Source organism: Aquimarina rubra (assembly GCF_042684305.1).
GTDB classification, from domain to species: domain Bacteria; phylum Bacteroidota; class Bacteroidia; order Flavobacteriales; family Flavobacteriaceae; genus Aquimarina; species Aquimarina rubra.
In genome coordinates this window covers 592,138-609,710 of the sequence record NZ_JBHULE010000002.1, presented here as the reverse complement: position 1 = coordinate 609,710, position 17,573 = coordinate 592,138, and the positions used below count along the sequence as shown (strand labels likewise).

The following is a 17,573-nucleotide window of genomic DNA, read 5'->3' as shown; positions in this document are numbered from 1 at the left end:
TTATATAAAATATGATGTCCATAAAAAACTACATACTTAGTGTACTACTATTTTTCTGCATTAAAAGTTTCTCCCAAGAAAAAGCTATGATGCAATCTCGTATTGATAGTTTCGAGATCGTTCCTAATACGTTGGAAAAGCAGGAAGAATATAGAAGACTTTTGGAAACGGACGCGAGTCTTTTTGGATGGATATACTATTATAGAAAGAAAAGTCATTTCTACCTATCCCAGAGAGCATACGATTCTGTCTTACATTATACTCAAAAAGGAATTGAGCGCTACCATCTAACAGAAGCCATTCCGCCCTTACAAGAAAGTCAAATGAAGAATGTTTATTTATATAGGGGAATGGTATTCACTGAGACTAGAAAATTTAAGCAATCCACAGATGCTTTACTTAAAGCTATTGCAATCTCTAAAAAATATCCAGACAGACATAAGACTTCAAATCCTTATATATATTCTTATTTGGCGAGTAATTATTTAAAAATGGGAGATAAAAAGAAAGCGCTCCAGTATCGATTGCTAATAGCAAAGGATTCTGTATTTATGGCGAAACCAAGTGAGGCAGCACCTACTTATAATCATTTGGGTGAATTGTACAAAGGATTTGGCAATAGTGATTCTGCATTATATTATTACCGTAAGTCAATCGAAAACCGTTTGAAATATGGTCATTATACTGGTATCAGGGCAGCATATAATAACATTGGTGATGTGTATAGAAATCAAGGGAATGTGGATTCAACATTGTATTACTATACAAAATCAAAAGAGATGTTGGACGAGCATCCGGAAAATAATATGCTCGAATCTAAATATTTTACTCTATCCAATTATAGTTACGTACTATTAAAAAGAGGAAAAATAAAGGAGTCTATTAAAAGATTAGAAACTATATTAGATAGTATTACCCTCATAGAAAAAATAGACGATGATGTGAAATCTTTAAATATCCAGACCTTGGATTACTTGATAGAGGCCTATTCAGAAAACAAAGAGTTTAAAAAAGCACTTAAAATTGCTGAACAAAAGAGTAAACTGTTAGAGAAATATCACCAACAGGTATTGGACGAGAAGCTTAGAGAGCTTGATATAGCCTACGAAACAAAAGAAAAAGAAGAATCGATAAAGCAATTAGAAGCGGAAACCGAAGAACAACAAACCATTATTAAACAAAGAAATATTATTACTTTGGGTCTATTTGGTTTATTGGTATTGACAGTGGGAGTGGGGGTGCTTATTTTTAGACAGAGAAAACTGCAAAACAAATACAAAACCGCTAATCTCGAACAACGATTATTGAGATCACAGCTAAATCCTCATTTTGTATTTAATGCATTGAATACGGTAAGTAACTTGGTAAGTAAGAATTCTGAAAATACATTGACATATATTGCCAAATTGAGTAGTTTGATTCGATTGATTCTTAAAAACTCAAGAGAAGAGTTTATTTCTTTAGAAGACGAGTTACGCTCTATAGAAGACTATTTAGAATTACAATCCAATTTTTCACAAAAGTTTAGGTATACGATAACCGTGGCGGATACTATCGATGTAGAAGACGTGTGTGTTCCACCAATGTTTATTCAGCCCTTTGTCGAAAATTCTATAGAACATGGTTTGAAGGGTGTAAAGGATGGTTTGATTGAAGTAAATATTCAAATGAATGATGATCGTAAATTAGTGGAGTGTACAATTACAGATAATGGCATCGGAATTTTGAAAGCTTCAGAATTTAAGAATGTAAATAAACCTGAATCTTTTTCGGGTAAAATTATCAAAGAACGTTTACAGATTTATTCCAAGTCGCTACGTAAAAAAGCTTCTTTTTCCATTAAAGAAGTAACTGATGGAACAGGGACAGAAGTGAACATGTTATTGCCTTATTTGTTAGAGGATTGATTTTTTCTTTTGGGTTTTAAAGAGATAGACGATTAATATAAGAAAAACTAACCCCAACCCAATCCATAAATATAATAAATTATTAGTTTGTGGTAACAACGTCCCACTATCCCCAATCAATACTAGAGAAGCCCAATAATGAGGAGACGCTTCAGCATCTGTATTGTTATTTAGATAATTTAATTTTGCAGTTCGCAGCGCAGCGGATTTGGTTTGCCCTTCACTTAGGTTTTTATAGAAATCTGAGGTGATGTTAGCCGTAGCCTTGTCGTTGGTACTCCATAGCGATGGAATCACCGTATTAGCTCCTGATTTAAAGAATCCACGAGCAAGACTTAAAATACCCTCACCACGGCTAATTTTTCCTAAAGAGGTATTACAAGCACTCAGTACTACCAATTCTGCTTGGCTTTGTAGAGAATTAAGTTCTAAGTCTGTTAATTTAGAATTACGAAAAGCGATCCAGGGCGTAATAGAATCCGAAGCATCTGCGTGGGTTGCTAAATGTAAAATTTTATAGTCCTTGATTCGTTTTACAAAATTTTCTTTGGTAGCTTCTTGGTCTATCAATAAAGACCCATCATATAAATCATTTGCGTATGCAATCTCTTTGGTGCTATTTTTTAAGGGTGTTAACTCATTATCAAAGTTGACAGGAGCGATACCCAAAAAATCCTGATTAGCGGCTCGTTTAATGCTTTTGTTTTTTTCTTGAAACGTAAGCGAAAACGCATAATTGATTTCACTTTCTTCTATAAGATAGGTGCTTTTGTCAATATCGGTAATTAAGGCTTCAAAAGGAATCATTCCCAACATATGATCAGGAATAATAGTGACTTTTTTGCCCTGTAATGATGCTCCGATTTCTTTGGGGAATAAAGTCTTGTATATATTATTTGATGTTTGTTTATAAGTCGTGATGTCTTCTGATGTTTTAAACGGTTGGTTTAGTAATCTTCTTAGAGTCTTGATATCTTCTATCAATTCCTTAATTTTTTTCAATTTAAATATTTTAGTTCCCTTATCAGAGATCACCATCCCATATCCATAAGGAGTTGTATATCCAATTCTTTCTGCCATGGTATATTGAATAATCACTTCATCCTTTTTAGGTTTAATTTGGGATAGTGATAAAACTTTGGGTATCTCTTTTGATAAAAAATACTCTGGATGAAATTCTGAAATCGAATCGTGAAAACGTTTCAGTTCTTCTTTTTTGTCAAATACTAATATCGATAGAGAATCCTGTTTCTGATCAGAAAGACCTTGTTTTTTTGTTTCTAATGAGGATATACTGTTTTTAAACGCTAGTTCTTTTTCTAAAACTTTTTCCGGTAATTCTTTTTTAGTCCTGTTAAGATCCTGCATTAATAATAAAGCTTTGTTTTTTTCCATCAAGTAAAAAGCTTTATCCAATAGATTTCCTTGATAGCAAGCCTCTAAGCCAATAATATAAATTTCTGAGGCCAGATCTCTCCATTTTAGTTTTGTTTTGTAAGAAGCTTCCGAAGTGAGCATGATCTCAATCAATTTATCAGCGATTTCTAAGGTTTTCAGCGCCAGTAAGAATGATTTTTGATCATTCGCGGCAATTCCTTTGTCTAGATAGGTGTTAATTTTGATCTTAAGAATTTCTAAAATAAATAATTTCTGATCTACTTTTGCTAATTGTTCCTCATTAGTTTGCCAATCTATTGTAGGGTTTACTATATTAAAAAAACCAGCAATAGATCGTTCATAATATTTGATTGCTTGATCATACTGTTTTTCTTTATAAGCATTTTTACCATACCCAAAATAGATGGATTTTAATAAAGTTGGTTTGTGATTCACCAAAGATAAAGCTTTATCAAAATATGATTTCGCGATATCAGTATCCAAATAAATATATGTTAATCCAAGATTATAATATGTCGAACATTCATATTTTTTATTTTTTATTTTTTTAGCCAAAAGAAGCGCCTTATTGTAATAGAAAATTGCTTTTTTGAGATTTTCTTTCGATATATTTTTCGTATACTCAATATGGCCGTTGTCGTGATGTTGTACAGCTAAATTCGACGTAATTATATATTCATCCTCCACACTAGGTTTATCCATGTTTTTTACTATAGAATCCGCTAATAGTAAATGTCGGATTACTTTTTTTCCAGTTTCAACCTGCCCTATATTTCTATAAGAAAAAGCAACGTTGATATGATTATTTATGATCTTTTGTTGATCTTTTGCAGGGTCTAAATACTGAAAAACTTTTAAACGATTTTCGACTGAGTTATAAGGATCTTGAAATTTGTGGTAGCAGTTGGCTAAATAATTATAAGCTCTTACATTTAAAGATTTTTTTTTAAAAGGGACCGCTTTCTTAAAAGCCTCGATAGCATCCTTGTAATTTTCATATTTGTAATAAAAATACCCAAGATTGATGTAACTGTTTTTCAATGATTCTTTATCAAAAGGAATGACTTTTTTTTTTGCATCTATGGCTAGTTGTGTATAATAAATGGTATTTTCTTTACTCTTTTTTTTATAATGCCATTTAGCCAGTTCGTGGGCATCTGCGCCTAATTGAGTATAGTTATTTTGTCGTTTATAGCTTTCAAAAAGTTGAGTATATCGTAATTGTTTTATGCTATCATTCTCTTTACTAGAAAGTATAGAATCAAGTGCTGGAGACATTTTTTGCCCATACAGGCAAAGGGTATTTAGTAAACATAAAAAAAATAAGAAAGAGAAAAAATTTCTCCTTCTTATTGTAATATAATTACGGATTGAATACATGGTATTATAATTGGCCGTGTAATGGAACCTCATCACAAGTCTCATAATGACCGCTTTTTGCCCTCAGTGAATATCTAATGGTGGGAACTCCATCTTCGTTTTCTTCCATTCTGGCTTCAGCATCGGTTGCGTTATCTGTAATGTCAGTTTTCATAACTGTCTCCAATTCATTACAAGGTACTCTCCATTCATCTACTTCATAACAATCATCTTCAAAAAGTACTAAGATGGAGCTAAACATATTTTCTCTTGCCCAAGTATGAAAATCATCTCTATCTTGCTGGGTCCAATCAGCCGGATAACGCACAAAAAAGTTACAATGTGGCGTAAAGTTAAATTTAGATGCATTTTCTTCTTGGGTTTGCTGTACTTCTCTTTCAAGTACATTTTCTTCTGTTGAGCAGCTTTGTATTCCAATTGCAAAGACTGCCGCTACTAATAGTAACGTGATTTTTTTCATTTTTAAAATGTTTTTTGTTTTCATTATTTATTAGTATGTTTCCCTAACCTAATAAATGTTACCACGCGAAAATAAAAAAAATTAAATAGTTAAAGATATCTTAATGCAGATAACTGAAAATGATCGATTAAAACAACTGGTAAATGGGGAGAAACAAGTGATCCAGGATTTGTATAAAAAAGAGTTCCCCAAAGTACAGAGTTTTGTCCTTAGTAATAATGGAAGTATTACGGATGCAGAAGATGTTTTTCAGAAAGCTTTGATGCAATTAATCGCTAGATATAAGGTTAAAACCTTTGTGATTGAAGGGGCTCTAGAAGGGTATTTCTTTGTAGTTTGCAGAAATTTATGGCGTAGAGAACTAAATAAACAAAAACGCATAGTAACAAATGATGATGCTTTGGAACATGTAAAAGAAGCAGAAGACATGACCATGGCAACCTTAGAACAAGAAAAATGGGAGTTGTTTCAGGAGAAATTAACACAACTGTCCGATAATTGTAAGCAATTATTACAATTGTTTTTTCAGAAAGTGCCATATAAAGAAATCGTAGAAAAACTAGGATATAATACTGACAATGTAGTGAGACAACGTATTTTTAATTGTAAATCACAATTGACCAAATTGATTAAAAGTGATTCGAGATATAATCAAATCAAAGAATTATGAAGGATTATCCAATAGAAATTGATGATTATCTGAGTGGAGCTATGTCCGCATCAGAAAAACAAGCCTTCGAGGAAAGACTTCGTACAGATAGTGCATTAGCAGAAGAATTGAAGCTTCAGAAAGAAATGCTGACTATGTATGAAGATCAGCAATGGTTGGAAGGTGATAGAGATGCATTAAAAACAAAAGAAGCGAAGCAATTACAATCTTTTTTTGAAAGCGATGAGGCTACTAGCTTGAAATCTACAATTAATCAAGTAATTACAGAAAACAGATCTGGTTCTAAGCATAAAACCTTTTGGTTTATTGGCATTGCAGCATCTATTGCGGTATTGTTAACCGTTTCCTTGTTTGTGTTTAAAGAGAATAATTATGATGAGTTATATGCATCTTATGTGCATATGGATGAAATACCTTCACTGGTTACCAGAGGAGAAGATACAAACAAGCTACTAGAAAATGCACAACTGTTATTTGAAGATAAAAAGTATCAGGAAGCCACAGAGTCTTTTGCAGCATATCACAAAGCAGAAGAAGCTATTGATCCATTGAGTTATATCTATAACGGTATGGCGTATACCGAACTTAATAAATTTGATGAAGCCTTATCTCAGTTTGAGCTGTTGGCTAATTCTGAAACGTTGCAAGCCAAAAAAGCAAATTGGTACAAGGCTTTGGTGTATCTAAAACAAAAAAAGAAACGTAAACTTACAGATGTTTTAAAATCAATCATAGCTGATAAAAACAATTATAAATATCAGGAAGCTCAGGAATTATTGGAGAAAATTGATTAAATCTGCTAGAGGATTATGTTTTTTTAAAATTGGTTTTTACATAAAGATATAAATTCATAAAACTACCTTATCTATAGACAGACCTTCCTTGATAGTATAGTAAGGTGGAGTTAAAAGTCTCATTCGAAGGGCAATTTAGAGGGATGTTTCTTCAATTAAATCCTTATATAGAAATCACTTTAATTAGTAAACAATCCCCTGTTTTATGTGTCAAACTTTAAGCAATTACCTATCTTTGCAGCTTTAAATTTAATAAGCTTAAAACAAGCAGTTATGCAAGACGGATTATACGCAAAATTTAATACATCAAAAGGAAGTATTCTGGTAAATCTGGAGTATCAGAAAACTCCGGGAACGGTTGGGAACTTTGTAGGTTTGGCAGAAGGAAATATGGAAAACCAGGCAATTCCTCAGGGGAAACCTTATTATGACGGATTGAAGTTTCATAGAGTAATTCCTGATTTTATGATTCAGGGTGGAGATCCACAAGGTTCGGGTGCTGGTGGTCCTGGATATCAATTTGATGATGAAATTCATCCAGATTTAAAACACGACGGACCGGGAGTATTATCTATGGCAAATGCAGGACCTGGAACTAACGGAAGTCAGTTTTTTATCACCCATGTAGAAACTTCTTGGTTAGATGGAAAACATACTGTTTTTGGGAAAGTAGTAGAAGGACAAGATGTGGTAAATGCAGTTGCACAAGGAGATACAATTGATTCATTAGAAATTATCAGAGTAGGAGCAGAGGCAGAAAATTTTAATGCGATAGAGACTTTTAGACAATTTAATGGAGCCAAAGCAGAAAGAGAAGCTGCAGCAAAGAAGGAAGCAGAGCAATTGTTAGAAGAATTAGCAGCTGGTTTCGATAAGACCGATAGTGGTTTGCGTTATAAAATTATCCAAAATGGAGATGGAGTGAAAGCAGAAAAAGGTAAAACGGTTTCTGTTCATTATAAAGGAAGCTTAACAGACGGTACTGTATTTGATTCTTCATACAAGCGAAATCAACCTATAGATTTTTCTTTAGGAATGGGGCAAGTGATTTCTGGATGGGATGAAGGTATTGCTTTGTTGCAAGTAGGAGATAAAGCACGTTTCGTGATTCCACCATCTCTAGGGTATGGAGCGCATGGTGCTGGAGGTGTTATTCCTCCAAATGCTACATTGATTTTTGATGTAGAATTAGTTGCAGTAAAATAAACGATTTTCAATAGGTGATGAAAAACCTCTGAAGTTTACTTCAGAGGTTTTTTTATATTCGGTTTTGGTACGCTTATTGCTATTAACTTTTTATTAACATTTTTAATGTGTCTTTTAATAAGTTAGTTTATTTTTATATTTTGCAAGTTTTAACGAAAAGGAGGTGCATGTTCATCTATATTTTAGATATTTACAATCCCTTTTTGGGGTTGAAAAACAATAAAGAACCCCATTCTTGTTAGTTATGAAGTGGATATTACTAATTTATTTAACATTTTGTTGTGTGAATTTTTCTTTTTCTCAGAAAGATGAGGCAACAATGTCGGCTATAAAAGATCAGATAGAAATCATTGATAGTTATATCGAATCCGACGTGTTTTCATTGGATCCTGAGGAATTTCTTGATCAAATTGCAGATCATGGAGCCGAATTAAATGGATATTATGAGCACGAACGATTAAAGAAAATTATCAGAAAAATCGGCATGCCCAATGCCATGATTATTACAGTATTTTATTTCTGGAATGACCAATTAATCCATGTGAACTACAAGCAAAGACAATACATGGAAACAAAAAATGATGAGGGGCTTAGAGTGATGGATTATTCTAATGCTTTTACCCGTTATGAATCAAAGCACTATTTTGATAAAGATGTTGAAATTGATAAAGTAGTTACAGGTAATGCGGTAGACAATATTGAACCTCAGAAGTCTTTTGTGAAATATGGTATGAGAATGAAATCTTTACTAGATAATAAATTCAAAAACAGAAGTACTTATGAAGCTTTGCAAGGCAAATGGGTCAATGTCCAATTTCCTGATGAGCATATGATTTTTGAAGAAAGTATAAGATTTAATTTTCGGGATGGTAAGTTTTTGAAACGGTTAAAAGTCAAAATAAAAGAAAATGTGATGTACTGTTCTTCTCCAAAAGATCAATATATCTATAAATACAAAATAGAGTCATTAAATGCATATGAGTTAGTAGTGAAGGATTTGCAGGATGCATCATCAAATTTGGTTTTGTATAAAAAAGTAGAGTAAAACATATTCAATGAATCTTCAATATCCTATAGGAAAATTTGAATGTCCCGATACCATAACCAGAAAACATATATCTGAATGGATCAAAGATATAGAAGAACTACCAGTAAAAATAGCCGAACTTGTTTGTGATTTTAATGACGATCAACTAGAAACTCCTTATCGACCCGGTGGATGGACAGCACGTCAGGTGATTCATCATATTCACGATAGCCATCACAATGGATATATCCGTTTTAAGTGGGCACTTACAGAGGACACGCCAGTTATTAAAGCGTATTACGAAGATCGATGGGCTGAATTATTCGATACAAAATCAGCACCCATTAATCTATCATTAGATTTGATCAAAGCACTACATGCTAAATGGGTGTATTTCTTAAAAGGATTATCTGATACCGATTTGGAAAAAATATTTATCCACCCAGAAGGCGATGTAGAAATTTCTTTAGCAGAAGATATCGGTATATATGCTTGGCATGGAAACCATCATTTAGCTCATCTAAAGATTATTGCCGGCGATACGTTTTAGTTTCCTATAATTAGTTTTTCCATTTAATATTACAGCCTATACTCGGTTTTTGCGGTTCTACAACCTTGGCGTTTTTAAGCACGGCATCTAATGCCTGTCGAAGGTCACGCCCGTTTACCGGAATTCCGTTTCCAGGTCTGGAATCATCCAGTTGTCCACGATAAATAAGCTTTAATTCTGCATCAAAAAGATAAAAATCAGGAGTACAAGCAGCGTCATAAGCTTTGGCAACTTCTTGAGTCTCGTCATACAGATATGGAAATGTATACTTGTTTTTCTGCGCTGTTTTCCACATATGCTCAGGTGCATCCTGAGGATAATTTTCAATATCATTGCTACTTATCGCTACAAAACCAAATCCTTGTGCCCGATAATCGTTTGCTACTCTCACAATCTCTTCATTTACATGAATAACAAAAGGACAATGATTACAAATGAACATAACTACGGTACCTCTTTCACCTTTAATATCATTTAGTGAAATTTTATCATTAGTAACAGTGTCAACCAAAGAAAAATCCGGAGCGACCGTACCTAAAGGTAACATATTGGAAGGAGTGCGAGCCATACTATTTAATTTTTGAAAGTTCTCGAAATTACAATTTTATACTATATAAGTCTAAAAAATGCTATCTTAGTTACATTAAAATTCCATAGTTATGAAAACTTTAGAAACCTGGTTCAAGGAATATGCCGTAAGCCACCAAAACAAAACCAATATCGCAATTCATTTTGTATGTGTTCCTGCTATATTTTTTTCGGTTGTTGGTTTAATAATGAGTATACCTAGTGGATTTTTGGCATCCATGATTCCTGGCGAAAACCCTTTTATAGAAAATTGGGCATTCGTAGTAGCTTTACTTATTCTGCTGTTTTATGTTAGATTGTCTGTGAAAATGGCGCTACAGATATTAATTTTTGTTACTTTCTGTATTATTGCGAATTATTATATTGGTCAATATGCGCCATTGTGGATGGTGTCTCTTATTATTTTTGTTGTTGCCTGGATAGGACAATTTTATGGACATCACCTGGAGGGAAAGAAACCTTCTGCTGCTCAGGACTTACAATTTTTACTCATAGGACCAGCATGGGTGCTTCAAAAAATGTTTGGTAAAAAATAATATGCGATTACAGGATTGGAAGAATTCGGGAGCATATTATGTATATAAAACTCATCAAATATTCTATAAAGAAGAAGGAATCGGCGTTCCACTAATTTTGGTTCATGGATTTCCGACTTCTTCTTGGGACTGGAATAAAATATGGAATCCTCTTGCTAAAAAATACAAGATGCTTGCTATCGATATGTTAGGGTATGGTTTTTCTTCTAAGCCTACAGATTTTAACTATACGATTGCTTCGCAGGTTGATTTATGGGAAACTATTTTAAAAGAAAAAGGTATTACTTCTTTCCATATTTTGGCACATGATTATGGAGACACCGTGGTTCAGGAGATGTTGGCCAGATTAAAGGAAAATACTGAATATGAATTTAAAATTGAGTCCGTTTGTTTTCTGAATGGAGGGATGTTTCCGGAAACTAATTTTCCAACACGTACTCAAAAAATGTTGCTAACACCTTTTGGTTCGATTCTGAAACATTTTATGGGGCGAAACACATTGGCTAAAAACTTCAAAAAAATATTTGGAAAACATACACAAGCCAGTGAGCAGGAAATTGATATGTTCTGGGAAGCGATAGACTATAATTCTGGTAAAAATGTAATTCCGAAACTCATAAAGTATTTAAACGAAAGAGATACGTATAAGATTCGATGGCGTGAGGCAATACAATATACAGATGTGCCAAAGAGACTTATTGATGGAGCGGTTGATCCAATCTCAGGTAGGCATATGGCAGAATTTTATCAGAAAATTATACCTAATGCCGATGTCGTGATATTAGATAAAATAGGTCATTACCCACAAACGGAAGCTCCCGAAGATGTATTACGTCACTATATAGAATTCAGAGAACGATTATAATGTTTTAAAAACCAAGCCCCTTAAATTAATATACTACTAGTAATAAAATTATTCATTAGTTTTCACTGTTCACTATTCACTATTCATTAACCTACATTTCGTCACTAAAGAAAATAGCATTCATCAATAACTTATTGGTGCCATACCAAAACGCTCTAAAATTCGTGTTGTCTGTAAATAAAATGGTATTTCCTCGTCCAAGACTATGATGTCTGAAGGGGACTGTTCCCGATAAAGAATCTAAGTTCTTTTTGCTAATATATCCACTTAATAAAGGTGATTTTGTGTATTGGATAGGATTGTTATAGCTCTGCTTGTCTGACTTTATAAAAAGGGTCGTATTTCTGAATAAAGGTATCTTATTATTTTTATATCCAAAATTAATCGGATGAGATCTATCTACTTCGGCTTCAAAAATAGCTCCACCTATCACCTGAGCTCCAAAGAAATCTCTTTTTTGTTCAAACGTAATTTGCTTAGCATCATTTTCAGGTTTAACAAACTCTATCTTCATTAGTTCGTTATTCTTAAAGAATTGGGCAGCATTCCTATATCCAATTAGTGTACCTCCACTACGAATCCAATTTTTTAACTTATCAATTACATTTTTGCCAATTGTTTGATTCCAACTATTTGGCAAAATAATATGAGTATATCTAGATAGATCTCTTCTTTCTAGATAATCTGTATTTAGTTTTGTAATCGGGATATTATAGCGTTGATCCATAAGATGCCATATCTCTCCAGCATCGTAAGGTGTAATTCCGGCTCCCGTTAGTAAGGCAATTTTAGGTAATGTCAAGGCTCTAAATTGACTGCTTCCTAGGTCAATTCCTTTAGTGAGTCCTGTAGATACTCCAGTAATATCTACTTGGTTTTCTGAACCGAGCTTTTGTAAAAATGAATATATTTCTTCTGAGCTTAATTTCTGATTCTGGATCGGAATCATAATCGTTCCATAATCATAACTTCTATTTTCAATAGAGAAGGGTTTCATGCCTACTTTTGCTCGTAATCCTTTAGCTAAGATTTTATATAACACGGCAGGAGTGTAATATTCATGCCATTCCATGAGGTACGCATAGCTACTTTTGTTAATGTTTTTGGGTTTTCTGAAATTTAGCTCAGTAATTTCTTTTCCTAAATTGGCTGTAGTCGAATTTTCAGAATAATCCAGGTTAAAAGCTAACGGAAACGTCCAGGCAGATACATCGTAAAATAAGCTATCCTGAAATGAGGTTCTTTTTTCAAACATGGCTTTGATCAAACGGCTTTGTTTTTGATTTTTCGGGACTAGATAACTATATCCTTTTTTAAACTTCCTTCCGTCAGAAGTGATATCATTTTTTAGATCGTAAAATTTAATTTGATGACGTTTTAAAATTTCTGCTAAGTGATATGCAGAAGCAGCATCTTTTTCATTGCCAAAAACATACGATCCGTTCTGAGCTTCTTTTCTGGCATTGGTATAAAAACTTTTTTGGTATTGCAGCAGTTCTACTCTCATAGACTTTGCAGCTTCTAGCGTAGAAAGTGCTGCGGTAAATTGATTTCTTATGGTAAAAGGAAATGTCAATATTCCATTATCAGTTTCCTGAGCATGTCCACGAGAACTTCCTTGTTCGAAAAGAATACCTATTCCTCCGTTAATATCAGGAAAAGTAGAGCCTTTTCCATAATAGAAATCATCAAAATTTTCTTCAGTAAAATATAGAGACCCTATTTTATTAAAAGCTTCAGCGTGATAATTAGCTACTTTTTTGGTTAGCTCTTGGTTTAGCTTTGGTGTCAATGGGTGTGTTCTAGATTGAATCCCCGGCTGAAAGAAAAAAGTACTATTGGTGCCCATTTCGTGATGATCTGTGAGAATGTTGGGATACCATTGATGAAAAGTTTTAATTCTGGCTCTTGACTCTGGTAACTGAACGGGTAACCAGTCGCGGTTCATATCAAACCAATAATGATTTGTTCTTCCTCCTGGCCAAACTTCACTGTATTCTCGATCTTGAGGATCTGTATTAATATTTTTACTTTTATTGGTGTTTGCCCAATATGCAAAGCGTTGTAACCCATCAGGATTGAATGAAGGATCAAATAAAATTATAACATTATCCAATAACTCATCAATTTCAGTGCCTTGTCCTGCGGCTAAATAATATGCTGCGAGTAAACTGGCATTGGATCCACTAGGTTCATTACCATGGATAGAAAATCCCTGGTATACGATTGCGGGCATAGATGCAATATTCAAGGTGTTTGCATTTTCTTGTGTCAATTGAACATGTTGGCTTTTTATTTTTTCAAGGTTTTGATGATTTTTTTCTGAAGTAATGGTTAGTAAAATAATCGGGCGATCCTCAAAAGTTTTTCCTCGATCTTCTAAAGTAATACGAGGTGAGGCTTTGGCCAATGCTTTCATATACTCCACTAATTTATCATGGGTTACATGCCATTTTCCCGGTACAAATCCTAAAACACTTTGAGGTGTTGGAATTTCAGGATTATAAGATACTCCTTTTGGTAAATAATAATCTAATGATAGGTTTTCTTGTGAGTAAGAAGAGAAGAAGAATAGTGATAAGATAATAGTAAAGAAATACTTCATGTTAGATGGTTTGGACAACTGTCGAGTTTATGAGTTCCCGAAAATAAAAAAAACCGCTTCAGAGATGGAAGCGGTTTGCATAAGTTTAACATAAGTATTTATGTCTTATATATCGTCGAAGCTTACATCGGTAAAGCTTTCTGTAGAAGCTGTAACTTCTTCATTAGCTGTTGTAGACTCTTCAATATTTTGTTCATAAGCTTTCTGATAATCTTTTTGATGTCTTTCACTAATTACTTCTTCACCTTTTTCATTGACAATGAAATCAGTCATTTCACCTAATATTTCACTAAATCCGGCAAAGTCTTCTTTGTATAGATAGATTTTGTGCTTTTTGTAGTGAAAAGATCCATCATCGTTAGTGAATTTTTTACTCTCTGTAATGGTAAGATAGTAATCTCCTGCTTTTGTTGATCTTACATCAAAGAAATATGTTCTTCTTCCTGCTCTTAAAACTTTTGAGAAAATTTCCTCTTTCTCCAACATTTCATTATCGCTCATAATCCGTATTTCTTAATTAATTAGTCTGTTACGTTGGAATCAAAAATCTAAAAAATTTGTTAATCGTACAACAAAATATCAAATTTCTTTTTCGCTTAGTTGTTTTAAATAAAGCTCTTTATAGTATCCATCTATGTCTAATAGTTGATTATGAGTGCCTTTTTGGATGATTTTTCCTTCGTCTAAGACAATTATTTTATCCGCATTTCTTGCAGTTGAAACTCGATGACTTACAATAAAAGTGGTCTTGTTTTGAGATATTCTATTAAGATTATTGAGTATTTCTTCTTCGGTTTCTGTGTCCACAGCAGATAAACAATCATCAAAAAGTAGGATGGAAGGGTCTTTGATAATAGCTCTGGCAATAGAAACGCGTTGCTTTTGTCCACCGGATAATGTAATTCCTCTTTCTCCTAAAACTGTATCATAACCTTTGCTGAAGCCTTGTATATTTTCGTGAACAACGGCATTTTTTGCTGCTTTCAGAACCTCGTCATCTGTAGCATTAACTTTTCCAAACTTTATATTATTTCTTATAGAATCACTAAACAAGAAAGCATCTTGTGGAACATATCCTATGGATTCTCTCAGATTGATTAAATTGAGTTCTCCGATTGGTTTTCCATCAATCCTGATTTCTCCATCAGAAACATCATACAATCTTCCAATTAGATCAAGAATGGTTGATTTTCCGGATCCCGTTTTTCCGATGATGGCAATAGTTTGCCCGGAATTAATCTCGAAACTTATGTTTTTTAATGCTGTAATATTAGTATCATCGTAGGTAAAGGATACATTATCAAAAGTGATATTGCCAATTATGGGAGTCTTTTCGGTAATTGAATTGGTAATTTCGGGTTCTTGGCTTAAAAACTCATTTATTCTAACCTGAGAAGCTTCTGCCTGTTGTATAATGGAAGTTACCCAACCCACGGTCGCTACAGGCCAGGTTAGCATATTTACAAATATGATAAACTCTACGATAACACCAAGATCTTGAATGGTTCCATCTATATATTGTTTACCGCCAATATAAATGACCAAAACATTACTAATACCTATAAGTAAAACCATTAGAGGGAAAAATAGAGCCTGGACCTTTACAAGATCAATATTCTTTTCCTTACTTGTGTTTGATAGTTTGGTGAAGTTTTCAAGTGTTTGCGGTTCTATTCCGTATGCTTTGATTACAGAAATACCACTAAATGATTCTTGAGTGAATGTCGTTAGCTTAGATAAGAATTGCTGTACGATGGTACTTCTTTTGTGGATAGCCACACTCAGTTTATAGATAGAAATAGAAAGAATGGGCAGAGGAGCCACAGTATATAAGGTTAATTCTGGTGCGATACTTATCATATATCCAATGACCACAACAAACAAAGTAATCGTATTAACGCTATACATTATGGCCGGACCTACATACATTCTTACTTTAGAAACATCTTCACTAATACGGTTCATTAAATCACCGGTCCTGTTTTTCTTATAAAAATTAAGTGACAAAACCTGATAATGTCTAAACACTTCGTTTTTGAGATCAAATTCAATAAACCTGGATACTACTATAAACGTTTGTCGCATTAAAAAGGTGAAGAAAGCCGCAATGAGAACGGATCCTAGGATGAAAAGTATATTGGTGATTAACCCTGTTTTTACTTCATTAATATCTGTAATGCTTTGATTAATGTATTGTTCTACAACATCTACAGAATCTCCGACAAATTTTGGAACTGCCACGGCAAATATTCTTGCTATGATTGTGATAATCAAACCAATAATGAGGCGGTATTTGTATTTGAGAAAGTACTTGTTTAAATGGCGTAATGCGCGCATAAAGTATTGATTTTTAGAAATTCAATTATTAAGGAATTCATAAAATTTAACAACAAAAAATTTTAAATTCGTAAAAATACATTATTTTAGCGCTTCAATTTTGACTATTACATAATTATAACATTTTAAAATTCTGAAAAATGATATCTGAAGTGCTTACTGCAAACCAATTAAAAAAACAGGCGCCTGTATTTGGACAATTGTCTTTTAACGATCACGAACAAGTTGTTTTTTGTCAAGACAAAGATACAGGATTAAAGGCAATAATTGGAGTGCATAACACAATTTTAGGACCTGCTTTAGGAGGTACTAGAATGTATGATTATCAAACAGAATGGGATGCTTTAAACGATGTTCTAAGGTTGTCAAGAGGTATGACCTATAAAGCAGCCATCACCGGATTAAATCTTGGAGGTGGAAAAGCAGTGATTATTGGAGACCCAAAAACGTTAAAAACTCCGGCGTTGATGAAACGTTTTGGTGAGTTTGTTCACACATTGGGAGGTAAGTACTATACTGCAGAAGATGTAGGTATGGAAACTTCTGATATGGATACTGTAAGAGAAGTGACCCCATATGTGACTGGTATTTCTGAATCTAAAGGAGGAGCAGGAAACCCATCCCCTGTAACAGCTTATGGTGTATATATGGGAATGAAGGCTTCTGCTAAGTTCGCTTATGGAACGGATAACCTAGAAGGTAAAAAGATTCTGGTACAAGGTATTGGTCATGTAGGAGAAGAACTTGTACGTCTTACTGCAGAAGAAGGAGCAAACGTAATTATTACAGATATTAATCAGGAAAGACTTCACGAAGTAAGTGGTAAATATGGTGTAGAGATATATAAAGGAGAAGATTTATATGCCGAAACTGCAGATATTTATGCACCTTGTGCTTTAGGAGCTACAGTTAATAATGAGACGATCAATAAACTAAAAGTTAAAGTAATTGCAGGTGCCGCGAATAATCAATTGGCTTCAGAAAATATTCATGGCCCATTATTACAGGAAAAAGGAATTGTATATGCTCCAGATTTTTTAATCAATGCAGGAGGTATCATTAATGTTTATGCAGAAATAGAAGGATACGGAAGAGATCAAATAATAAATAAAACAGAAAATATCTACAATACAACCTTAGATATTTTAAATAAAGCAAAGGCTACGGGAATGACTACAAATGCCGCTGCCGTGAGTATTGCAGATGAAAGAATTGCTGCCAAAAAAAATCAGTAAATAGATTTATCTAAA

15 protein-coding genes are annotated in these 17,573 nt (G+C 33.6%); 9 read left to right on the top strand and 6 right to left on the bottom strand.

Annotated features, from left to right (window positions below):
- Positions 1–11 precede the first annotated feature (11 nt).
- Entirely contained in the window at positions 12–1,907 is a 1,896-nt protein-coding gene (locus ACFSR1_RS03210) for a tetratricopeptide repeat-containing sensor histidine kinase (protein WP_378289560.1), read from the top strand.
- Here the strand turns inward: ACFSR1_RS03210 and ACFSR1_RS03205 are convergent.
- Together ACFSR1_RS03205 and ACFSR1_RS03200 are read right to left on the bottom strand one after the other, a co-directional pair.
- The gene (locus ACFSR1_RS03205) at positions 1,896–4,583 is read right to left on the bottom strand and encodes a CHAT domain-containing protein (RefSeq protein ID WP_378289558.1); all 2,688 of its coding nucleotides are present in this window, start codon (positions 4,581–4,583) and stop codon (positions 1,896–1,898) included. The genes ACFSR1_RS03210 and ACFSR1_RS03205 overlap by 12 nt on opposite strands.
- Before the next feature lie 106 nt (positions 4,584–4,689).
- The gene (locus ACFSR1_RS03200; protein WP_378289556.1) at positions 4,690–5,145 is read right to left on the bottom strand and encodes a hypothetical protein; all 456 of its coding nucleotides are present in this window, start codon (positions 5,143–5,145) and stop codon (positions 4,690–4,692) included.
- Between the two features lie 103 nt (positions 5,146–5,248).
- Between ACFSR1_RS03200 and ACFSR1_RS03195 the strand changes: the two genes are divergently transcribed.
- The 5 genes from ACFSR1_RS03195 (at position 5,249) to ACFSR1_RS03175 (ending at position 9,392) form a co-directional block, all read left to right on the top strand.
- Positions 5,249–5,815 carry an RNA polymerase sigma factor gene (locus ACFSR1_RS03195; RefSeq protein WP_378289554.1) on the top strand — a complete coding sequence of 189 codons (567 nt, stop codon included), beginning with the start codon at positions 5,249–5,251 and terminating at the stop codon, positions 5,813–5,815.
- Entirely contained in the window at positions 5,812–6,609 is a 798-nt protein-coding gene (locus ACFSR1_RS03190; RefSeq protein ID WP_378289552.1) for a tetratricopeptide repeat protein, read from the top strand. The genes ACFSR1_RS03195 and ACFSR1_RS03190 overlap by 4 nt, the downstream gene beginning before the upstream one ends.
- A 273-nt stretch (positions 6,610–6,882) precedes the next feature.
- Positions 6,883–7,815, top strand: coding sequence for a peptidylprolyl isomerase (locus ACFSR1_RS03185; RefSeq protein ID WP_378289550.1), 933 nt, complete (start codon positions 6,883–6,885; stop codon positions 7,813–7,815).
- A 283-nt stretch (positions 7,816–8,098) separates the two neighbouring features.
- The gene (locus ACFSR1_RS03180) at positions 8,099–8,860 is read left to right on the top strand and encodes a hypothetical protein (protein ID WP_378289548.1); all 762 of its coding nucleotides are present in this window, start codon (positions 8,099–8,101) and stop codon (positions 8,858–8,860) included.
- Positions 8,861–8,870: 10 nt separating this feature from the next.
- Positions 8,871–9,392 (top strand): YfiT family bacillithiol transferase, encoded by a 522-nt coding sequence (locus ACFSR1_RS03175; protein WP_378289546.1) that lies wholly within the window; start codon positions 8,871–8,873, stop codon positions 9,390–9,392.
- A 10-nt stretch (positions 9,393–9,402) separates the two neighbouring features.
- On the opposite strand, the gene ACFSR1_RS03170 is transcribed toward ACFSR1_RS03175, so the two are convergent.
- Entirely contained in the window at positions 9,403–9,960 is a 558-nt protein-coding gene (locus ACFSR1_RS03170) for a thioredoxin family protein (RefSeq protein ID WP_378289544.1), read from the bottom strand.
- Positions 9,961–10,051: 91 nt separating this feature from the next.
- On the opposite strand from ACFSR1_RS03170, the gene ACFSR1_RS03165 reads away from it, so the two are divergent.
- Both ACFSR1_RS03165 and ACFSR1_RS03160 read left to right on the top strand, forming a co-directional pair.
- Entirely contained in the window at positions 10,052–10,516 is a 465-nt protein-coding gene (locus ACFSR1_RS03165; RefSeq protein ID WP_378289542.1) for an Mpo1 family 2-hydroxy fatty acid dioxygenase, read from the top strand.
- A 1-nt stretch (position 10,517) separates the two neighbouring features.
- The gene (locus ACFSR1_RS03160; RefSeq protein WP_378289540.1) at positions 10,518–11,381 is read left to right on the top strand and encodes an alpha/beta fold hydrolase; all 864 of its coding nucleotides are present in this window, start codon (positions 10,518–10,520) and stop codon (positions 11,379–11,381) included.
- Between the two features lie 91 nt (positions 11,382–11,472).
- On the opposite strand, the gene ACFSR1_RS03155 is transcribed toward ACFSR1_RS03160, so the two are convergent.
- The 3 genes from ACFSR1_RS03155 to ACFSR1_RS03145 form a co-directional block, all read right to left on the bottom strand.
- A complete protein-coding gene (locus tag ACFSR1_RS03155; protein ID WP_378289539.1) occupies positions 11,473–13,986 on the bottom strand; it encodes a M14 family metallopeptidase in 2,514 nt (837 codons plus the stop codon).
- Positions 13,987–14,091: 105 nt separating this feature from the next.
- The gene (locus tag ACFSR1_RS03150) at positions 14,092–14,487 is read right to left on the bottom strand and encodes a PUR family DNA/RNA-binding protein (RefSeq protein ID WP_378289537.1); all 396 of its coding nucleotides are present in this window, start codon (positions 14,485–14,487) and stop codon (positions 14,092–14,094) included.
- Positions 14,488–14,565: 78 nt separating this feature from the next.
- A complete protein-coding gene (locus ACFSR1_RS03145; RefSeq protein WP_378289535.1) occupies positions 14,566–16,323 on the bottom strand; it encodes an ABC transporter ATP-binding protein in 1,758 nt (585 codons plus the stop codon).
- A 140-nt stretch (positions 16,324–16,463) separates the two neighbouring features.
- Between ACFSR1_RS03145 and ACFSR1_RS03140 the strand changes: the two genes are divergently transcribed.
- Positions 16,464–17,558, top strand: coding sequence for a Leu/Phe/Val dehydrogenase (locus tag ACFSR1_RS03140; protein WP_378289533.1), 1,095 nt, complete (start codon positions 16,464–16,466; stop codon positions 17,556–17,558).
- The last annotated feature ends 15 nt before the right edge of the window (positions 17,559–17,573 follow it).

Bases quoted from the DNA above. Each gene is read 5' to 3' on its own strand.
- ACFSR1_RS03210 (WP_378289560.1), top strand. From the start codon at position 12: ATGATGTCCATAAAAAACTACATACTTAGTGTACTACTATTTTTCTGC.
- ACFSR1_RS03205 (WP_378289558.1), bottom strand. From the start codon at position 4,583: ATGTCTCCAGCACTTGATTCTATACTTTCTAGTAAAGAGAATGATAGC.
- ACFSR1_RS03200 (WP_378289556.1), bottom strand. From the start codon at position 5,145: ATGAAAAAAATCACGTTACTATTAGTAGCGGCAGTCTTTGCAATTGGA.
- ACFSR1_RS03195 (WP_378289554.1), top strand. From the start codon at position 5,249: ATGCAGATAACTGAAAATGATCGATTAAAACAACTGGTAAATGGGGAG.
- ACFSR1_RS03190 (WP_378289552.1), top strand. From the start codon at position 5,812: ATGAAGGATTATCCAATAGAAATTGATGATTATCTGAGTGGAGCTATG.
- ACFSR1_RS03185 (WP_378289550.1), top strand. From the start codon at position 6,883: ATGCAAGACGGATTATACGCAAAATTTAATACATCAAAAGGAAGTATT.
- ACFSR1_RS03175 (WP_378289546.1), top strand. From the start codon at position 8,871: ATGAATCTTCAATATCCTATAGGAAAATTTGAATGTCCCGATACCATA.
- ACFSR1_RS03170 (WP_378289544.1), bottom strand. From the start codon at position 9,960: ATGGCTCGCACTCCTTCCAATATGTTACCTTTAGGTACGGTCGCTCCG.
- ACFSR1_RS03165 (WP_378289542.1), top strand. From the start codon at position 10,052: ATGAAAACTTTAGAAACCTGGTTCAAGGAATATGCCGTAAGCCACCAA.
- ACFSR1_RS03160 (WP_378289540.1), top strand. From the start codon at position 10,518: ATGCGATTACAGGATTGGAAGAATTCGGGAGCATATTATGTATATAAA.
- ACFSR1_RS03155 (WP_378289539.1), bottom strand. From the start codon at position 13,986: ATGAAGTATTTCTTTACTATTATCTTATCACTATTCTTCTTCTCTTCT.
- ACFSR1_RS03150 (WP_378289537.1), bottom strand. From the start codon at position 14,487: ATGAGCGATAATGAAATGTTGGAGAAAGAGGAAATTTTCTCAAAAGTT.
- ACFSR1_RS03145 (WP_378289535.1), bottom strand. From the start codon at position 16,323: ATGCGCGCATTACGCCATTTAAACAAGTACTTTCTCAAATACAAATAC.
- ACFSR1_RS03140 (WP_378289533.1), top strand. From the start codon at position 16,464: ATGATATCTGAAGTGCTTACTGCAAACCAATTAAAAAAACAGGCGCCT.